The following is a 17512-nucleotide window of genomic DNA, read 5'->3' as shown; positions in this document are numbered from 1 at the left end:
GCTAGTCCTGGGGGTCGGGTTCGTCGACGAACGAGAGATCGGCGGGGAGGGCGGGCGGAACCAGCCCGCGTCCCCGCATCGCCTGGCGGAACTCCCGTAGCTCTCTGCAGTCGTCAAAGGCGAGCTGCTCGTACGAGGCAGCGGCTTCCAGGAGAGTCTCGCGCCGACCGGAGTCGAGCGTGATGCTGGCCTTCCGCCGCCGATCCTTCGCAAGGCGGGTGGATGCGGCAGCCGTGGCCACGGCGTCGCTGTGGGCGCGGAATGTGTCCAGCACTTCCCGGGCGGAGCCTTGCGGTGCGGGCTCGGTCAACGGTGTCTCGCCGGTGAACCAGGCGACGGCCTCCCAGGTCGGGACCTCTCGGTCGGGAAGCACGGCGACGGAGGTGTCCGTCTCCAAGGGGAACAGCAGGCTGATCGGCGGCACCTTGTAGACCTCGGCGAGCACGAGGAATTCCGCCAGATCGATCGAGTTGCGGCGCCCGGTCTCAAGATTCGTGATCGTCGTCTTGGGGACCGCCAGGCCCAGCTCGGCACACGCCTGTGCGGCCTCCGCCACGGTGAGGCCGGCGGTCTTGCGGGCCTGGCGCATCTGCTCGGCTACGCGGGCGGTGAAGCTCGGCGACCAATCTCGATTCATCATAGCTACAACTTACGTCGCAAAAATGAGTGGCTGCAACATCAGTGGTACACGTTCTGCTGTCACTGCACGCATCGACGATCGGAATGCATCATGGCGACATCGAAGCCTGCCCGGGGGATGACCCGCGACGAACTGCTCGCTCTGCCTGTTGCCGTCGACCTCGATACGGCCAACAAGGCGCTGACCATCGGCCGCAGCACGGGATACGCCTTGGCGAAGAGGGGCGAGTACCCGGTCTCCGTCCTCAAGCTGGGCAACGCGTATCGCGTGGTCACGGCGGAGCTGCATCGGATTCTCGGCGTAGGTCAGGAGCAGGAGGCCGAGCGCGGGCAGCTGTGCGCCTAGCTGAGCGCGCTCTAACGGGGAGTCGACGGACGGGGCGGCAGCGGAGCCGGATGCCGTCGCTGGCCCCACTGCCGTATGGAACGTCAACTGGGTGAAGTCACGGGAGCACCCGGGGCTTTGGGCGGCTCGCCGGCAAGAGGGGAGTCAGGCCACAGGCGGCGGGTGAGAGCGTTCGCCGCAGCGATCATCTGGGCGTGCGTGGGCTGATCGGTCTGTGGGTCCAGGACGGTGGGCGGGTGCGGGCTAAGCCCGGGGCCGTGAGCGATTGGCTGGTTGGCGGGGAAGCGCCCGAGAACAGGTGTCCCGTAGCGGGCGAGCTCGTTCTCGACGGCCACGTCGAAGTCGTCGGGCTGTACGTCGTGGGAGGCGGAGTTGACGAGCAGCATCCCGGTCAGGGGGCGTTTCGAGGTCCAGCGGCCCAGTTCCTGCTGTCGCCACTGCATCGCCGATTCTGCGGGTGTCAGCATCACGGCGTCGGTGTCCTGTCCGGATTCGGCGGGGAGCGGGATACGCCGTTCGTAGGGCTCTGCCCGGTGCACGAGGATGCGTACGTCGGTGAGCCGACTAAGAGAGTGTTCTTCCCAGGGCCAGTCGTCGTTCCTTTTGATCAGGAAGACGCGGTCGAAGCGACGTCGGGCTTCCGCAAGCGCACCGACGACTGCTTCGTCATCGTCGGAGACTTTCAGCGCCCAGAGTTCTCCAGGTGGCGGGGCGATACGAAGTCGCCGCCACCCCTCGGCTGTACCCGGGACCGGGGCCGTGGCCCATGTCGGCTGCCCACGGTCACGGAAGCCGATCCAGCCGTCCCGGTCCCGGGCCAGGATGATGGCGGTGACCAGGCCCTGCGTCGTCCATACGGCCGCGATCTGCTCCGCCACCCAGGACAGATCGTCCCGGTGCATGCCGCCGGTGTGTGGCACCCCTGTGAGCTGGATGGTGACACCGTCGTGGTCCTGGACGCCGCGATCTGGACCGTCGAGGCCGGTGACTGGACGGCTAACGCTTAGCCGATCACCGATCGCGGTCAGGGGCCGCGGACCGGGCACCTGAACGTGTGGCAGGGACGTGGCCTTATGGCTGCGCACGGTGAGCACACCCCTCCAGTCCCACGTCCCGGGCCGCGGGGCCAGTCGTACCGTGCACTCTTCGGTGCCGCAGGCGTGGTCCAGGAGTCGTAGGCCGCAGCCCACGATGCGGTCGGTCAGCACTTCGATGAGTCGAGCGTCGTCGAACTGTGGTCCGGCCACATGGCGTTCCAGGATCCAGTCGAGTCCGTAGTCGGTCATCTGGGTGGCCATCCGCACCCCGGCGTAGCCGGCCAAGCTGTCCCACAGGCGTGGACGCCGCAGAAGGGCACTGCCCATCGCGGAGGAGGCGCTGAGCTGGCGCACCAGACTGCGCGCTGCCGGTTCTCTCCGCCGAGGCCCAGGTTCCGGACGCTGAGGATCCCACTGTGTGCTGTGCCCAGCCGTCCGGATCCGCTCTTCGTGGGCGGCCATCAGCGCGGGCAGGTCCACCCCATGTGGTCCGGTCACCCACACCGTTGGCTCGGCAGCCCGCCACGACCGCTCGTACACCCAGGTACGAAATCCGAACCGCAGTCGCTTGGCGTCGGTCTGGACGACCAGTCCGCGCACCCCGCGCCACGGCCCCCTCTTCGGCTGGTATGGCAGCAGCTCGAACAGGGCTTGCACATCCTCGGGTCGTTCCACGCGGAGCACCAGCCCCTCGTTCACGGGCTTGGCCTCCCGCACACCGAACGGCCGGCTCTGCCCAGTCACGGAGCCCAGTGCGGAGACGAGCACGGACTCCAACAGGGCCTGTCCCGCCCAAGCGACAGGGATCAACTTGTCGAAACGTTGAAGTGCGTCGAGGCGCTGCCGCGCGCCTTCCAGAGATTCACCGGTGAGCTGGGCGGCGGCGTTACTGATTTGGTCGAGGTTGTACATGACGCGCTCCCTCCGCAGAAGCCGCCCCCCGACCTGGGCAGCGAAGGCGCGTGTCAACACAGCGACAGCAGACAGAAAGCGAGATGAGGGGCAAACGACGTAGGTTCTCCGGGCAATGCCCTCTGAGGTCGGGGCAGGCATCCAGAACTGGCCGCGTCCGAGGCCAGGCGAGAGCAAACTAGCCCATCCGCCCGTCGGGCTCCAGCTGCATGACGCGCTGATCACTCGATTGGCGGACGGGGTTTGGGTGCTGTCGGTCTCCAACACCTGCCGGACCGCGTCGTACAGGCATCGAAGGCCCGTCAGGGAAACTGAGTGAAGGCCATCAGCACGTCGCTCGGCATGGCGGCCCTGATCTCGGAGAACCACCGACTGTTCACCACGCACGAAATTCAACGTGCTCGAAGATCCCAGCGCTGGCAGGGTGCACACCGCGTGCTTCTACCGTGAGAAGGGCCCCCTCCGTGCACTGTCGGCGGACGGAGGGCGACGCTGAAATTGCAGTCGTGATTCGAGAGGATGGCGCCTGATGCAAGGGCTCGCAGGGTATGGGTACCGTGAAGGACTCGCGAGTACCGGTACTGCACTGGCCTGTGGGTAGCGGCTCAGCCGCTGATTCGTGCAGCAACTAACCAATACGTCAAGTACCTTGCCGGGCTTTGCCTACGGACAGACTGTCCTCACACGGCACTTGTCGGATGGAAGGCTTCCGTTCACTGAGGTCGCTACCAAGGTGAGGTGTCGTCATGGAGCGTTGCGATCCCGAACATCCGATGCACGAATTCACGGTCGCGGCTGCTGTCGAGGCCGTCCCGTCCGCACGTCGCCAAGTCGCCGTACTGGTCGGGAAATTGGGCTTTTCCGTCTCGGACGAGATGCTGGAGACGGTTGAGTTGTTGGCGAGCGAGGTGATCGCCAACGCCGTCCTGTACTCAGATGCTCCGTGCGACATCGCTGTGACGCGGATCGACGAACGGCTCCGTGTCGAAGTCACGGACGTAGACCCGTCGCTGCCGAGCGCTGGTGAGGCTGGGCCGAACGACGAGTGCGGCCGGGGCCTACTGCTCGTTGACGCTTTGGCGGACGCCTGGGGAGTGCGGCCGGACTTCCCGGGCAAGACGACGTGGTTCGAGATCGCGCCAGAGCCTTCGACCGAGAGCCTGGGTTACGACTCCACGCGTGCTCAGTCCTCGGGCGCGGCTGTCGCGCGGCGGACTGATCGAGAGGACGGTATAGAACCGCAGGCCAAGTCGCGGGCACCGTCCATCCCTGCAGGTGCTGGGGCACGGCAGCTAGCTGCCTGAGGCTGTGAGCCCCAACGACCGACCCCGCTACGGCTTGGAAGCAGCGTCGGCAAACGCGCCACCGCGAGCGGGGTGGCAGACCGTGGGTAGGACACGGACGTGGGCGCACATCTGATCGCGGCGAGGACGGCGCGCCGTACATTGCTTTCCACGGTGATGTTGTTGCGGCCCGAGGTCGGCCTGCCCGGCTCAGGTGCTGAGAGTGGAGAGGTCTGCGTGTCGTCACGTGCTTCGGAAACGCCTTCCAACGATCCAGTACGAGAGCACCGTGGCGGCCGAAGGGTGCTCACGGCGGAACTGGTGCGTGACGCCCGGCGGCAGGTGGGAAACGGGGCCTCGATAGATCACCTTGCACGTGTGATCGGCGTGAGCAGCAGGGCTCTCTCCAAGGCGGTCTACGGGGCCACCTGGCGTCGGGTGGACGATCCACCACCGATCAGTCGGCCCCAGCCAGCTGATCCGGATCAGCCCAGCCCCACCGTTCTGAACGAAGAGCATGTGTGCAGGCTGAGGCGTGAGCACGCCGGTGGTGCTTCCGTGCGCTATCTCGCGACGAGGAACGGCCTCCCCTACAACACCGTTCATGATGCCGTTCGTGGAGTTACCTGGGTGCATGTCGATGATCAGACGCCCGAGGAGTGTTCCAGGGAGCTTCGTCGGCCAGGCGTGCTCCTGGCCGCCGCGACCGTCGGAGAGATGCGGCGTGCGCATGCCCACGGTGCTTCCTTGCGATCACTCGCCGACAAGTTCCATCTGGAGTACGCGACGGTTCGGGCCGCCGTACAGGGGGCGACCTGGCGTCATCTCACCGATCCAGCTCCTGTGCCGGCCACCGGACGAGGCGGACGGAATGCGCTCACCAACGAACAGGAAGACGATCTTGTGCGGATGCGGGAGCAGAGTGGAGCCACGTACGCCCGACTCGGTGCCGAGTTCGGGGTCAGCGAGGCCACGGCCTGGCACGTCTGCAATCGTCGCCGCTCAGCCCGGGCTGACGAGCACCGCTCTGGAGAGATCTTGTGACGCGATGGATCCCAGAGCCCGAGCGGCGGGACGCTCCGGCAGGTGCGGTCGAGCAGCCCTCCGCAATCGGTAGGCTTGCGCGCATGTCTACAGCCTCCACACGCGTGCGTTTCGCCCCGTCCCCGACTGGAATGTTCCATGTCGGCGGGGCCCGGTCGGCTCTTTACAACTGGGCCGTCGCACGACAGTCGGGGGGCAAGTTCGTCCTGCGTATCGAGGACACCGACGCGGCCCGCAACAAGCCGGAGTGGATCGACGGGATCATCAGCGCGCTCGCGTCGATCGGGATCTCCAAGGACGATCCCGCCTTCGAGGGGCCGTACTTCCAGTCGCAGAACGCCGACCGTCACACCGAGGCAGCACAGCAGCTCTACGCGCAGGGCCGCGCGTACTACTGCGACTGCACCCGTGAGCAGCTCCAGGAGCGGACCGGCTCGCAGCACCTCGGCTACGACGGCTTCTGCCGGGACCGTGGGCTGGAGTACGTCGAGGGCCGCGCGCTGCGGTTCCGTACGCCCACCGAGGGCGAGACGGTCGTCGTGGACCTCATTCGGGGTGAGCCGGCCTTCCCGAACTCGGCGATCGAGGACTTCGTCATCGCCCGGGGTGACGGCTCCCCGGTCTTCCTGATCGCCAACGTGGTCGACGACCTCGACGAGGGCATCACTCTGGTCATCCGTGGCGACGAGCACCTGTCGAACACGCCCAAGCAGCAGCTGCTGTGGGAGGCGCTCGGCGCGAAGGCCCCGGTGTGGGCGCACCTGCCGGTGATCGTGAACGAGAAGCGGCAGAAGCTGTCCAAGCGTCGGGACAAAGTTGCTCTTGAGGACTACCTCGCCGAGGGCTTCCTCCCAGAGGCGATGACCAACTACCTGATGCTGCTCGGTTGGGGCCCCGGGGACGATGTCGAGCTTCGCCCGTACGAGGAACTGGAGGAGAAGTTCCGCGTCGAGGACGTGAACACCTCGCCGGCCTTCTTCGACATCAAGAAGCTGACCGCGTTCAACGGCGAGTACATCCGCGCCCTGCCGCTGGAGAAGTTCATCGAGGCCTGCGAGCCGTGGCTGCGCGCCCCGTACGCCAACTGGGCGCCGGAGGACTTCGACCGGGCCGCCTGGGAAGCGATCGCGCCGCATGCCCAGACCCGCCTGGCCGTCCTGTCGGACATCACGGCCAACGTCGACTTCCTGTTCCTGAAGGAGCCGGTGGAGGACGAGGCCTCCTGGACCAAGGCGATGAAGGGTGACCCGTCGGCCCTCCTGACCACGGCTCGCGCCAAGCTGGAGGCGGCCGACTGGGCCAGCCCCGAGTCTCTCAAGGAGGCGGTCCTGGCCGCCGGCGAGGAGCACAGCCTGAAGCTGGGCAAGGCCCAGGCCCCGGTGCGCGTCGCCGTCACGGGGCGTACGGTCGGCCTGCCCCTCTTCGAGTCCCTGGAGGTCCTCGGCAAGGACCGTACGCTGGCCCGGATCGACGCGGCTCTGGCGAAGCTCGCCGGCTGACCACTTCGTGATCAAGGTCCCGTCGCCTGCAGGAGGAGGCGGGACCAGGCGTCGCGGAAGTACGTCGTGTCGAAGCGGGCCAGCGTCTCATACACGGTCTTCGACTCAGCGGGCGCGGCGCCTGCCCGCTCCCGTATCTGCTGGGCCAGCCGACGCGGATCCGGGGGTGGTTGCTCGGTCATACGCGCGAGGTCACCCAGTCCGGCGACCGGCTGGATGAGGCAGGGCATGCCCAGGAGCAGCGCCTCCGCGGCGCAGCGGCTCCATCCTTCCCGCATGCGTGGAGTGAAGACTCCGACGTCGCAGGCCCGCAGTAGTTCGAGGTACCGGGAACGGGGCAGGTCGAAGTGGTGCCCCGGGGAGCCGATGGTGTTGCTTCCAGTGGTCACGAGACGAAGCCCGGGTTCACCCTTGACGGCCGTGGCGACCGTCTCGACGCCTTTCCAGTGCACTGCTTTGCCCGCGTACACGGTGATCTCGTCCTGGGGGAGACCGAGGCGGGCCTTGCATTCGGCCGGGTCCATGCCGCGGACTCTGTCGATCTCTGCGAGGTCGAAGGCGTTGTAGATCACCTGGACGTTGTCCACCCCGCGCTCTCGCAGGAACGCCGCCCAGTACGGGGCGACGCACACGACCGCCTGGCACTGGGGCAGAACCGTGAAGAGCCTGCGCCACAGCGGCGGTTCGAGGGGCCAGGAGTCGAATTGCAGCGGCTCGTAGTGGTGGAAGACGAAGACCGTCCGGGCCCGCATCTCCGGGGTGAAGAACAGGATGCTGAGGTCGTCCCAGAGGAACGAGCCCGGCTCGTCTCTGAGTTCGCGGATGCGGGGCACGAGGCGGGCGAGGTGGCGCACCTTCCGTCCTCGGCGGACGGTGTAGGCCCGTTTGTAGTCCGGTACCGTGCGCCATTCGATCGAGTCGGCTGTGACCTCGTGGATCATGCGGAGGTAGACGCGACCTCCGGTGCGGCCCTGCGGCGACATGGAGTGGAGGACCGGGGTCACCCGCCCGCCTCCGCCTGCTGCCGGTACTCGGTGTGGAGTACCTCGTACGCGGCTCGTAGTGGTGCGCTCACGTCGCGGGACTCTTCGGCGAGCGGCAGGTAGGTGCTGGTCAGGCTGTCGAGGAAGCGGGTGCGGCGGTCTGGGGCCGGCGAGTGGCGCAGGTCGCGCAGGTTGTCGATGCGGTCGGCGAGACGGATGAGCAGTTCCTCCGGGCCGAGGCACCTGATCTTGTTGTGCCAGATGTCCGAGTCCCACGGCTGCTTGGGGCGCTGCTCCAGCCGGTGGTCGGGGGTCATGGAGCGCAGCCGCCGCGTGAGGACTGGGCCCAGGTGGGACGCTATGAGGCGTTCGGCCGACGGCGCCACCTCCAGCGCGTCGTGCAGCAGGCCGAGGATGAGTAGTTCGGGATCGGTGACGCCGAGTTCGTCCTTCAGGACGGTCACGACGCGCACTGGGTGGTTGATGTAGGGCGTGCCTTGGTCACGGACGTGACCGGCGTAGATCGTCGTGGCGAGGGTCGCGGCGAGTCGGCCTCGCGCTCGTTCCGGCTCCGGCCAGTCCTTGAAGCCGAGTTCGTTCGTCGTGGCGGAGGTGCTGGTCATGTGCGGTCCGTTCCGTCGAGGGCCGTCAGGGCCGTGTCGAGCCGCACGTGGGGGGCGAGGACCAACGTGTCCTCGACGGCCAGGGCGTCGAGACCGAGCTCGACCGCGGCGGTGACGGACTGTTCGGCGGTGCGGAGGATGGGCGTTCCTTTGAAGTTCAGGGAGGTGTTCAGGAGGACGGGCACACCGGTGAGCCGGTGGAACTCCTCCAGGAGCGGGCGGACGCCGGAGTGCCCTCGACTCACGGTCTGTAGACGGGCGGTTCCGTCGTGGTGGACAACCGCGGGCATCCGGTCGGACTTGCAGTGCCGGGCGTGTACGACGCGATTCATGAACGGGTCGCCGTCGCCGAGGAACCACGCGGCGGCTTCCTCGGCGAGTGCCAGGGGCGCCAACGGGCGGAAGTCGGCCCGCTGTTTGAGGGCGTTCAGGCGGGCCTTGGTGGCCGCCTTGCCGGGGTGGGCGAGGATCGAGCGGTGACCGAGGGCCCTCGGTCCGAACTCCATGCCGCCCCGTACCCAGCCGACGACGTGGTGGTCCGCGAGGAGCGCGGCGACGGTGGGGATCAGCCGCTCACCGAGGCCGGAGACGCTGCGGTAGCCGCCCGCGAGGGCCCTGTCGGGCAGGGGGCCGGGTAGCGGGCCCCAGTCGGCGTCCTCGGGTGTCGGAAGGAGGGGTTGCCCGAGGACGTAGTTCCAGGCGTAGAGGGCGGCGCCGACGGCGGTGCCGGCGTCGTGCGGCGCCGGGGCGACGAAGAGTTTCTCGAAGCCGGACTCTTCGGCGAGTGTGCCGTTGAGATGGGAGTTCAGGGCGCAGCCGCCGGAGAAGACCAGTGTGCGGGCGGCCGTGAGACGGCGCAGGTGACGGGCCACGTGGATGACGGACTCGGCGAAGACCCGCTGTGCCGCCGCGGCCAGGTCGGCGCGGGCGTCAAGCGGCTTCGAGTCGGCGGACCGCGCGGTCCAGACGGCGTCTTCGATCCCGAGCGGGGTGTCGGCGTCGTACGAGCCCCATGGCGCCGCGATGTGCACGTGTCCGTTCTCGCCGAGATGGACGAGGTCGCGGAGTTCCTTGTAGTAGCGGTCCGGGTCACCGAACGCGGCGAGGGCCATCATGCTGCCCTCCACTTCGTTGCCCGGCGGAATCACTCGCAGCGCGAGGTTGCGGTAGAAGTGGCCGAGGGACGGGTGGGTGCGCACGGGTCCGGATGGGCCGGGGGCGATGGCCGGTGTGATCTGGTGGACGCGGTCGATGCTTTCCGGCCTCAGGTCGTAGCCGGTGATCCGTTCGCGTCCCGACGCGATGTCCGTGCCGAGGACGGACCCGCCCGCGTCGATGACCAGTCCGGCGGCGTGTTCCTCGCCGGAGAGCAGATAGCCGGCCAGGACGTGCGCGGTGTGGTGGGAGATGAGCTTCAGCCGCTGCCCGAGCGCGTCGGGGAGCAGGGCGGCGAGTTCGGCCTGTTCCGTGGACGCCCACGATCCGTGCCGGGGGGCGGGTCGCATGGAGGGGGTCCACACGTGGTCGATTTCGTCGACGGTGATGCCGGCGGACCGCAGGCACCAGTCGAGGGCATCGGTGGGGACGGTGAGGATGCCCTTGCGTGTGGTGCGGTTGTGTTTGATGCCGCTCCATCGCTCCTCCTCGGCCGCGTAGATGCGGCCGTCGACGACGAGGCAGGCGGAGGTGTCGTGGTGGAAGTTCAGGCCAAGCACTGCGGGCATGGGGACCTCCGGGCAGAGGGTGGTCAGACGGATGCCGTGCGGCGGGCGAGGGCGGGGACGACCTGAAGACCCGAGTCCCTGTACTCGTGGCACTTCAGGCAGAAGTCGTAGTGCTTACGGCGCGGCGCGAAGACCTTGGCGGCGAAGTCGTCGTCCCAGACCGTGAACTCGCTGTCGTTCTTGGCCATGGCGTTGAAGCATCGGTAGCAGTCGCCGTCGACCTCGATCATGAGGTGCTGGTCGACGTTACGGTCGCAGAGTCCCCCGAGATCGTTGGCCGGCTGACCGACGTCGATGTGATGGACGTGGTTGGTGACGTGGATGGCTCCATGCTCGTCGCACAAGGCGGCCAGTTGCCCGAGGCGGTCCGGGGCGATGGCCTCCAGCACGCTGTTGATGACGACGGTCTTTCCGGCTTCCCGGAGTACGGGGATGACGGCGCGGACCTCGTCGTAGTTGTCGTGCTCCTCGTCGCAGCCGATGAGGACCTGGTCGTAGTGCGTGAGAGTCGCCTCAAGGAGGCGCTCGTTGCGGGCTAGGGTGATCGCGTTGGAGCCGAGCACCATGACCTGGTCCGGGAAACGGCCACGAGCCAGGCCGCTGAGCTCGCCGAAGTCGCGGTGGACGGTGGGTTCTCCGCCGTTGATGTGCAACTGGCGGAACGGGATCTGTCCAAGGCGGTCGAGGACCTGCTTGAACGTGTCCAGCGGCATGTTCTCGCCCTGGCCGCCTTCGGCGAAGATGCAGAAGTCGCAGTGGCGGTTGCACTTGGTCGTGATCTTGATCTTCGCGGTCTTGAGGGTCCTTCGGGTACCAGAAAGCACGAAGGAGGAGGTCATGAGGGGCCCCTTTGGTCACGCGGGGTGGGCGGAGAGGAAGTCTTCGACGACGGAGCGGTGACGACCCCATAGGGCGAGGAGGTCGCGAAGGGTCCTTGCCGTGGTCGGGCCTCGTCGCAGCAGTGCCGTCATGGCCTTCACGAGCAGCGCGTCATCACCGGAGGTTCGGTCGGCGAGGCGGGTCAAGGTGTTCCGGGCGGAACGGAGTTCCTTCTCCTCGCGAGCGATCAAGTAATCGGTCGCGGTCCCCGGCGGCGGGTTCAGGTAGTAGATCCAGCGTGCGACGCGCACGCGGAGCATGCCGGCGGCCGTGATCCAGGCCGCCAATGCCGCCTCCGACCCCTCCGGCAGCGGCCTGGGGGGCGGTGTGTGGCGCAGTACCGCGTCCACGGTGATGTGGGCCGTGCGCAGTACCTGCGTGGGAGAAGGGCCCGGATCCGAGGTGGTGGCGGACAGGTGAAGGAACTCCTCGGCATGGGATTCGAGCTCGCCCGGGTGCCACTGGTTGAGTGCCGCGGTCTTCCCGGGGTAGCGGGTGCGCATGGCGAGGGCCGCCGACGCGAACCAGCACGGCGCCACGTAGTGCCAGATGATGCAGTGCTTTCTGTAGCCGTCGAGGTCGTGGTGGACGTTGTCGGTGCTGTCCCTGTCGAGTTGGTAGCGGCCCTCAACCCGTGCGTCGAGGATCCCGCGGTAGAACCTCTCGTCCGCGCGGCTCCACGGCATCATCTGCGCCCGGGACTTCCACCGCCGGAGAGTGGCCGCGTTGCCCGTTATCAGGCTCCAGGTGGAGATCTCGGCCGGGGACACGTGGTTCCGGTCGAGGTCGCCGACGGTGAACGCGAACCCGGGCGGGTGTTCGAGTAGTCGGCTGTGCGCCGGGTCCAGGAGTACCGCCCGGTGATGGGCGGTGGCCAGCCGCTCGTTCCACCCCCACCACGAGTCAGGGGTCTGGTCGAGGATGACGCGGATGTCCATGTCCGAGTGCGGTTCGATGAGGTCGTTGGCCTGCCACTTGTGCGTGAGCATGCTTGCTGCGACACCCTCGGCGGCCAACTGCTCGGCGTAGGTGACGCCGAGCTGCGCGTACGACGAGACGGGACGGGCCGTGGTCACTCGGCCTCCTCTGCGGGTCGGCGAAGCGAGCAGCCCCCGCCCGTACTACCGGCCACAGGCAACAGGGGAAGCACGGGCACGCCCTGCGGCCGCTCCAGGCGGTCCCAGCGCAGGTCATAGTCGACGTAGTGGAAGCCCTGCCACGCATCGTTGCTGTCGCGCTCGAGTATGGCGCGGAAGAGGTGGGCGTAGGCGTCGGTCATGGTGCCGTCCGCAAGATGCGGCTTCAGGGGGATGTCCCGGTTGTGGAGGATGCAGGGCCTCGCGATGCCGGTCGGTGTGATCTTGATGCGGTTGGCATCGGAGCAGGTGGCGCAGGAGGAGTTGGAGATGAATCCGATGGAGCCGGCCCAACCGGGCGGCTGGAGATAGCGGCCAGGACTTCGCACGCCCAACTCGGTGCGGGAGACCTCGCCGGCCTTCTCGAACCACGCGTGGAGGCGTTCGCGGACTTCCGCTTCAGGCACGAACTCGGTGGGAAACAGCGCCTCCGCCGGCCCGATGCGCTGCAACTCGATCAGCCGTACGGCGACGGGAAGTTGCTTGGCGAGTTCCGCGACACCGAAGGCGTCATCCAGATACGACCGCTGAAGTACACAGTTGATCTTGACCTTGAGGCCGAGTTCGAGCGCTCGGTCGATCGTGGCACGGGTAATTCGTGAATCGCCGCCACCCATGATCTCGGAGGACCGCGAGGGATCGAGGCTGTGGAGGCTGACGTTCAGGTACGTGAGCCCGGCATCGTGCAGCGCGTCCACGGTCAGGCCGCGGCGCAGGTTGCCGTGGCTGGTCATACCGACGGTCGCCTGGTCGCCGAGACCGGTGGAGAGCGCCCCGATGATGTCGAGGATGTCGGCACGCAGCGTCGGCTCCCCTCCCGAGCAGTGTGCTTTGCGGATGCCCCAGAGGCCGGCCTCGTTCGCGATGTCCGCGTAGTCGGAGACGGTGAGCGTCTCGTCCTTGTGCCCGTAGTCGGGCATGCACCGCGGCTTGCAGAAGACGCAGTCGCGATTGCAGAGCGAGTTCAGCGTGAGTGCCATGTACGGGTGGTTCCGACCAGTCATGGCGAACAGTCGCAACAGGTCGATCCTGGACAACGTCTGATCAGTGGAAGTCATACGGCCCTCCGTGAGTTGGGGTAACAGCGCCGTTGAGGGGCTGGCCGGTGAGGAAACGCCGAAGGTTGTCGCGGAAGAAGGCGACTGCCCGGTCCATGTAGGCGTGGCTGAAGACCGCGCTCTTGGGTGTGAGCACGATCCGCGGATGGTGGCGGAGCGGGTCGTCGAGCGCTGGCGGCTTGCTCGGCTGCACGTCGAGGGCGGCGCCGGCCAGCGGGCCGGTGTCCAGTGCGTCGAGGAGCGCGTCGTGGTCGACGGTGCTGGCCCGCCCGAGGTTTATGAAAACGGTCCCGGGGCGGCACGCCTTGAAGGTGCTCTCGTCGAAGAAACCGTGAGTCTCGCAGGTCGCGGGAAGCAGGTTGACGACGGCGCGCGAGCGCGGGAGTGCTTCACGAACACGGTGTGTCGGCACCCATTCGATCCCGCCGGGTTCGGAGCGAGGAGGGCTGCGCCGTACGCCTATGACATGCATCCCGAGGGCCTGCGCCACCTCGGCGAGGCGGATGCCGACGGAGCCGCAGCCGACGATCGTGAGTGTCTCGCCGTGCAGGTCGAAGAAGCTGGCGGCGAGGTCGTCCTTCCACCAGACGGACCGGGTCTGAAGCCGTGCACTCGTGAACAGGCCCCGCGAGAAGCCGAGAAGCAGGCCGATCGCGTGCTCGGCCATCGGCCTCCCGTGGTAGCCGTACCCGCGGGTGAGCGTGACGCCCGCGGCATCGAGCGCGGCGACCGGCCAGTGATCGACGCCTGCGGACGGGGTGGCCGTCCAGCGGAGCCGTGGGGAGGCATCGAGCCACTCCCGGTCGAAGGACCAGCCGAAATAGACGTCAGCGGTACGGATCTCGACAGGGACGCCGTGTTCGTGGGCGACCAGGAAGCGGACGTCAGGAAAGGCGGACCGTAACTGCTCGGCGTGCCGATCGGATAACTGCCAGAAGGAATAAGGGGAGTTGAGGGCGACCAGTGCGGTGGTTGTCACGCTCCACTCCTCGAGGAGGCGCTGAGCGCCATTGCCCAAGGGGCGTACTGGCGGAGGTAGGAGCGGACCGCGGCCTCGTAGTCGTGCCGGGCCGTGAGCAGCGCCCTGCCGCGCGCACGCATCTGCTCACGCTCTCGGGCGCTGATATGGAGCGCCCGCCTGATCGCATGGGCGAGGCCCATGGGGTCACGAGCTTCCGCCGTGAACCCGGTCACCCTGTCGACGACGGTCTCCGTGAGCCCGCCCGCCCGAGTTGCGATCACCGGCGCGGCTCCCGAGGCGAACGCTTCGAGGGGGATCCGCCCGAACGGTTCGGCTCGCGAAGGCACCACCACTCCCTGGAGGGCAGGGCTCCGCAGCCACGAGCGGTACCGAGGGGAGAACCGCGGGAGAAACGTCGCGTCGATTGCGTAGTCGCGGACCATCGCCTGGAGTCGCCGTTGGTAGCGGGTCAGGGTCTCCGCGTGCGTTGTGGGCGCGAGCAGGAGGTGCGGCACACTTTCGCCCTCCGTACCGAGGATGCGGACAGCTTCCAGCAAATCCTCGAAGCCCTTGCTCTCCACCGCCCGGCCCATGGCCAGCAGGAACCCCGCTTCGGCTTGCGGCGGCAGCGGAGCCGGGGCCACGTTCTCGTGGTCGCTCAGGAGCAGGCCGTTGGGGAGATCGACCACCGCGTGTCGCGGGATGCCGTAGACCTGCTCAAGATGGCCGCGCATGTGGTGCGAGATGGCGGCGACGCGTGCACCGCCACGGACCGCCGCCGTCAGCCCGTTGTGCTCCCAGCGGATGCGTCGCCGGTCTTCCGGTGAGGCGAGTTCGCTCGTCGACCGGGGCAGGAGAAGGAGGCTGAACGGATCGTCGGCGCGTTGGTGAGGTCCGAGCCCGAGGAAGGGGATGTCCAGGCCGATCAGTTGGGCCATGGACGCATCGGCAAGGCGCGCCCGGGCGGTTTCCGTGACCCGCTCGCACAGTGCTTCGCAGCCTGCGAGGGCGGCTGTCGCCGCTCGGCCACCCGGAACAGGAACGACCTCGGCCTCGGCCTGCCGCAGCATTGCCTCCGTCTTGGCCACCCACGTGGGGTCGTAACTGGGGTCGGAGCGTGAGATGTGAACGGGCATGACCAGGAGGCGTCCTCGGGGCACTGTCCGCGTGAGCACCTCAAGGAAGGCCCTGTTGCTGAAGCCTGTGCCCGATGTGCACCCGTAGTAGCCGTCGTGCAGTGCGACGGCGATCTTCAGCGAGACCGTGGCTGTGGCTGGCCCGACGGACCCCTTGGCGCCGCTCTGACGCTGAGGGGGGATCGCTTCGCTGGTCGGAACGGGGGCCACGCCCTGGGAACTGCGTGTACGGGCTGCCATGGGAACACTCCTCCAGTGCGGGATAGGCGGGGGAGAACGGGGGCTCGGGCAGAGAGGCACCTGGGTCGCGCATGGGTGGTGCGGTCCGTCGGAGATTCGTGCAACGGAGCGTGAAGAGACGATTCCACTACGCGAGCGCGGCGAGCGGACAAAGTGTCCGCAGGAATTCGCTGACAACCCCTTGACGGCAACAGGCTTTATTTGCAGGAGCGTTGAGGGATCCCGAGTGTCGACGGCGGCTGATTCACACGTCGCCGACAGGGAACCGCCAGCAAACCTGTTCTGTTGATCTCCGCACCCTTCGTGTGACCTTGTTCGGTCTCTTCGCGTGATCTTCTCTGGTGTGTCGAGTTGGCCTTCGAGTGTCGTGGAGAGCCTGGATGAGCCATGAGTTCGCGCGGGAGGAGGACGTAGATGCCCACGCTCCGCATCGCCGGGGAGGGGAGGCGCAACGGGCGGCGGCCGAGGCCGATGACAAGGGCGGGCGCGGCGACGGGCGCGACCCGGCGCTCGGCCAGGGGACCTTCGGCGAGTACGCGAACCGCTGGTACGAGGCCCAGGACCTGGCCGCCTCGACCATGCAGAACTACAAGCGCCACATCGAGGAGCACCTGCTTCCCGAGTTTGAGGACAAGGCGCTCGCCGACATCCGGCGCACAGACGTCGGCCTCTGGGAGAAGAAGGAGAGGGCCGTGTACGCGGCCTCCAGCGTCAAGACCTGGCGCTCGACGCTCCACGTGATCTTCGAGGACGCGATCGACGAGGGCCTCATCACGACCAACCCGGCCGCCAGACGGCGCGGACGCGGAAAACGAGCCGGCCACTCCCGCTACCGCGGTCCGGAGAAGGTCGTCACCGACGCGCTCGGCATCCTGCTGACCGCAGAGCGGGCCGCCCTGCTCTCCGGTCGTGACGACGAGTTCGTCGCTGTCGTCCTCAAGGGGTACACCGGCATGCGCTGGGGCGAAATCGTCGGCTTGGAAACCGAGTTCGCGCGCCCCGGCTCCGTTCGCGTCGAGTGGCAACTGTACGAACTCGACACCGGCGAGCTGGTGCGCTGCCCACCCAAGGACGACAGCTACCGCAGCATCGACGCGATGGACTGGCTGTCGGCCCTGGTCGCCAACCACGTCGCCCGCACGAAGCCGAAACCCTGCCCGTGTCACGGCAAGACCTACGTCTTCCGCGGGCAGGGCACGACTCGCATCGACGGCCACCGGGGCGCCAAGCTCGTCGACGTCGCACTGCGTGCCGAAGTCTCCACGGGCACGGTGTCCAACGTCCTCAACCACCCCGACCGCGTCACCGAAGCCAAGCGGGTGAGGGTGGAGCAGGCCATCGCGGACCTGGGGTTCGTGCGGGGCGGAGCGGTCTCGGATCACTCAGCCCACTGGCGCCGAAACGGCTTCGCGACGTGGCTGTTCACCCCGGCGGTCTCCGGCTGGTACCCGAAGAAGGCGCCGCAGGAAGCCCGCCCCGTACCGCTGCTCGGCGAGCCGTGGCCCGGGGTGCCGACCCGTGGACGCGGCGCCGGCGACCGGGCCGAAGCCTGCTGGCTCCCGATCGCCAAGGGCCTCACGCCCCACGGCCTCCGCCACACCCACCGGACCGTGATGGAGGACATGGGCACCGAGAAGGTCCTCATGGACCAACGCATGGGCCACATCGACGGCTCGGTCTCGGCGCGCTACGCCCACGTCACCCCCGGGATGCGCAAACGCCTCATGCTCGGACTGACCGAGCAGTGGGAGACGGCGCTCGACGCCCGGCTGGCCCTGTGCCCGACGTCTCCGGTGCGGGTGCTCAACGATCTCCTGCGCGAACGCGCGTCCATGGCGCGATCTCCTCGCCATCGATCCGTATCCTGCGGGCGATCGCGATGGCGGGGTTCGGCCCGCAGGTGTTGCTGGGGATCCCAGTGAGGTGTTGACCGGACAACCGAAGGACACGCTGAGTCGGAGCACACCCCAAACCGGCCTAGGTGATCAATTCCAAGGGGTGCCTGCGGAGGG

16 protein-coding genes are annotated in these 17512 nt (G+C 67.7%); 4 read left to right on the top strand and 12 right to left on the bottom strand.

The genetic code is table 11. From position 1 onward, the window contains the following. Position 1: 1 nt before the first annotated feature. The gene (locus QQM39_RS19545) at positions 2-640 is read right to left on the bottom strand and encodes a helix-turn-helix domain-containing protein (protein WP_301998316.1); all 639 of its coding nucleotides are present in this window, start codon (positions 638-640) and stop codon (positions 2-4) included. 90 nt (positions 641-730) lie between these two features. Here QQM39_RS19545 and QQM39_RS19540 point away from each other — a divergent pair, with 90 nt between their 5' ends. Next, on the top strand, positions 731-985 hold the full coding sequence (locus tag QQM39_RS19540; RefSeq protein ID WP_301998315.1) for an integrase: 255 nt from the start codon (positions 731-733) through the stop codon (positions 983-985). A gap of 83 nt (positions 986-1068) precedes the next feature. On the opposite strand, the gene QQM39_RS19535 is transcribed toward QQM39_RS19540, so the two are convergent. Next, positions 1069-2934 (bottom strand): hypothetical protein, encoded by a 1866-nt coding sequence (locus tag QQM39_RS19535; RefSeq protein WP_301998314.1) that lies wholly within the window; start codon positions 2932-2934, stop codon positions 1069-1071. A 746-nt stretch (positions 2935-3680) separates the two neighbouring features. On the opposite strand from QQM39_RS19535, the gene QQM39_RS19530 reads away from it, so the two are divergent. Continuing rightward, positions 3681-4238 carry an ATP-binding protein gene (locus QQM39_RS19530; protein WP_301998313.1) on the top strand — a complete coding sequence of 186 codons (558 nt, stop codon included), beginning with the start codon at positions 3681-3683 and terminating at the stop codon, positions 4236-4238. Between the two features lie 222 nt (positions 4239-4460). On the opposite strand, the gene QQM39_RS19525 is transcribed toward QQM39_RS19530, so the two are convergent. Both QQM39_RS19525 and QQM39_RS19520 read right to left on the bottom strand, forming a co-directional pair. Further along, complete coding sequence (locus QQM39_RS19525; protein WP_301998311.1) at positions 4461-4955, bottom strand: hypothetical protein; 495 nt, start codon at positions 4953-4955, stop codon at positions 4461-4463. A 15-nt stretch (positions 4956-4970) separates the two neighbouring features. Further along, positions 4971-5201 (bottom strand): hypothetical protein, encoded by a 231-nt coding sequence (locus tag QQM39_RS19520; protein WP_301998309.1) that lies wholly within the window; start codon positions 5199-5201, stop codon positions 4971-4973. A 191-nt stretch (positions 5202-5392) separates the two neighbouring features. Between QQM39_RS19520 and gltX the strand changes: the two genes are divergently transcribed. Beyond that, positions 5393-6760: a glutamate--tRNA ligase gene (gene gltX / locus QQM39_RS19515; RefSeq protein WP_302003643.1), complete on the top strand. Its 1368-nt coding sequence runs from the start codon at positions 5393-5395 to the stop codon at positions 6758-6760. Between the two features lie 11 nt (positions 6761-6771). Here the strand turns inward: gltX and QQM39_RS19510 are convergent, their stop codons facing one another. The 8 genes from QQM39_RS19510 to QQM39_RS19475 are packed head-to-tail and all read right to left on the bottom strand — an operon-like array spanning position 6772 to position 15500. After that, positions 6772-7764, bottom strand: coding sequence for a glycosyltransferase (locus tag QQM39_RS19510; RefSeq protein WP_301998308.1), 993 nt, complete (start codon positions 7762-7764; stop codon positions 6772-6774). Further along, positions 7761-8366 (bottom strand): HD domain-containing protein, encoded by a 606-nt coding sequence (locus QQM39_RS19505; protein ID WP_301998305.1) that lies wholly within the window; start codon positions 8364-8366, stop codon positions 7761-7763. The genes QQM39_RS19510 and QQM39_RS19505 overlap by 4 nt, the downstream gene beginning before the upstream one ends. Next, positions 8363-10090, bottom strand: coding sequence for a carbamoyltransferase C-terminal domain-containing protein (locus QQM39_RS19500; protein WP_301998304.1), 1728 nt, complete (start codon positions 10088-10090; stop codon positions 8363-8365). The genes QQM39_RS19505 and QQM39_RS19500 overlap by 4 nt, the downstream gene beginning before the upstream one ends. 23 nt (positions 10091-10113) lie before the next feature. Then, on the bottom strand, positions 10114-10929 hold the full coding sequence (locus QQM39_RS19495; protein WP_301998302.1) for a radical SAM protein: 816 nt from the start codon (positions 10927-10929) through the stop codon (positions 10114-10116). Between the two features lie 15 nt (positions 10930-10944). Further along, positions 10945-12045 carry a hypothetical protein gene (locus QQM39_RS19490; RefSeq protein WP_301998301.1) on the bottom strand — a complete coding sequence of 367 codons (1101 nt, stop codon included), beginning with the start codon at positions 12043-12045 and terminating at the stop codon, positions 10945-10947. Beyond that, positions 12042-13163, bottom strand: coding sequence for a radical SAM protein (locus tag QQM39_RS19485; protein WP_301998299.1), 1122 nt, complete (start codon positions 13161-13163; stop codon positions 12042-12044). Before QQM39_RS19485 ends, QQM39_RS19490 begins: the two co-directional genes overlap by 4 nt. After that, positions 13150-14142, bottom strand: coding sequence for a D-2-hydroxyacid dehydrogenase (locus QQM39_RS19480; protein ID WP_301998298.1), 993 nt, complete (start codon positions 14140-14142; stop codon positions 13150-13152). The genes QQM39_RS19485 and QQM39_RS19480 overlap by 14 nt, the downstream gene beginning before the upstream one ends. Next, the gene (locus QQM39_RS19475; RefSeq protein WP_301998296.1) at positions 14139-15500 is read right to left on the bottom strand and encodes a glycosyltransferase family 4 protein; all 1362 of its coding nucleotides are present in this window, start codon (positions 15498-15500) and stop codon (positions 14139-14141) included. Before QQM39_RS19475 ends, QQM39_RS19480 begins: the two co-directional genes overlap by 4 nt. Before the next feature lie 380 nt (positions 15501-15880). Here QQM39_RS19475 and QQM39_RS19470 point away from each other — a divergent pair, with 380 nt between their 5' ends. Next, the gene (locus QQM39_RS19470; protein ID WP_301998295.1) at positions 15881-17422 is read left to right on the top strand and encodes a LacI family DNA-binding transcriptional regulator; all 1542 of its coding nucleotides are present in this window, start codon (positions 15881-15883) and stop codon (positions 17420-17422) included. Positions 17423-17512: the final 90 nt, after the last annotated feature.

The organism is Streptomyces sp. DT2A-34 (assembly GCF_030499515.1).
Classification (GTDB): Bacteria; Actinomycetota; Actinomycetes; order Streptomycetales; family Streptomycetaceae; genus Streptomyces.
The sequence above is the reverse complement of the archived record's forward strand: the minus strand, read 5'-3'. Positions and strand labels throughout refer to the sequence as shown.

Bases quoted from the DNA above. Each gene is read 5' to 3' on its own strand.
- QQM39_RS19470 (WP_301998295.1), top strand. From the start codon at position 15,881: ATGAGCCATGAGTTCGCGCGGGAGGAGGACGTAGATGCCCACGCTCCG.
- QQM39_RS19505 (WP_301998305.1), bottom strand. From the start codon at position 8,366: ATGACCAGCACCTCCGCCACGACGAACGAACTCGGCTTCAAGGACTGG.
- QQM39_RS19495 (WP_301998302.1), bottom strand. From the start codon at position 10,929: ATGACCTCCTCCTTCGTGCTTTCTGGTACCCGAAGGACCCTCAAGACC.
- QQM39_RS19530 (WP_301998313.1), top strand. From the start codon at position 3,681: ATGGAGCGTTGCGATCCCGAACATCCGATGCACGAATTCACGGTCGCG.
- QQM39_RS19545 (WP_301998316.1), bottom strand. From the start codon at position 640: ATGATGAATCGAGATTGGTCGCCGAGCTTCACCGCCCGCGTAGCCGAG.
- QQM39_RS19540 (WP_301998315.1), top strand. From the start codon at position 731: ATGGCGACATCGAAGCCTGCCCGGGGGATGACCCGCGACGAACTGCTC.
- gltX (WP_302003643.1), top strand. From the start codon at position 5,393: ATGTTCCATGTCGGCGGGGCCCGGTCGGCTCTTTACAACTGGGCCGTC.
- QQM39_RS19535 (WP_301998314.1), bottom strand. From the start codon at position 2,934: ATGTACAACCTCGACCAAATCAGTAACGCCGCCGCCCAGCTCACCGGT.
- QQM39_RS19475 (WP_301998296.1), bottom strand. From the start codon at position 15,500: ATGGCAGCCCGTACACGCAGTTCCCAGGGCGTGGCCCCCGTTCCGACC.
- QQM39_RS19485 (WP_301998299.1), bottom strand. From the start codon at position 13,163: ATGACTTCCACTGATCAGACGTTGTCCAGGATCGACCTGTTGCGACTG.
- QQM39_RS19500 (WP_301998304.1), bottom strand. From the start codon at position 10,090: ATGCCCGCAGTGCTTGGCCTGAACTTCCACCACGACACCTCCGCCTGC.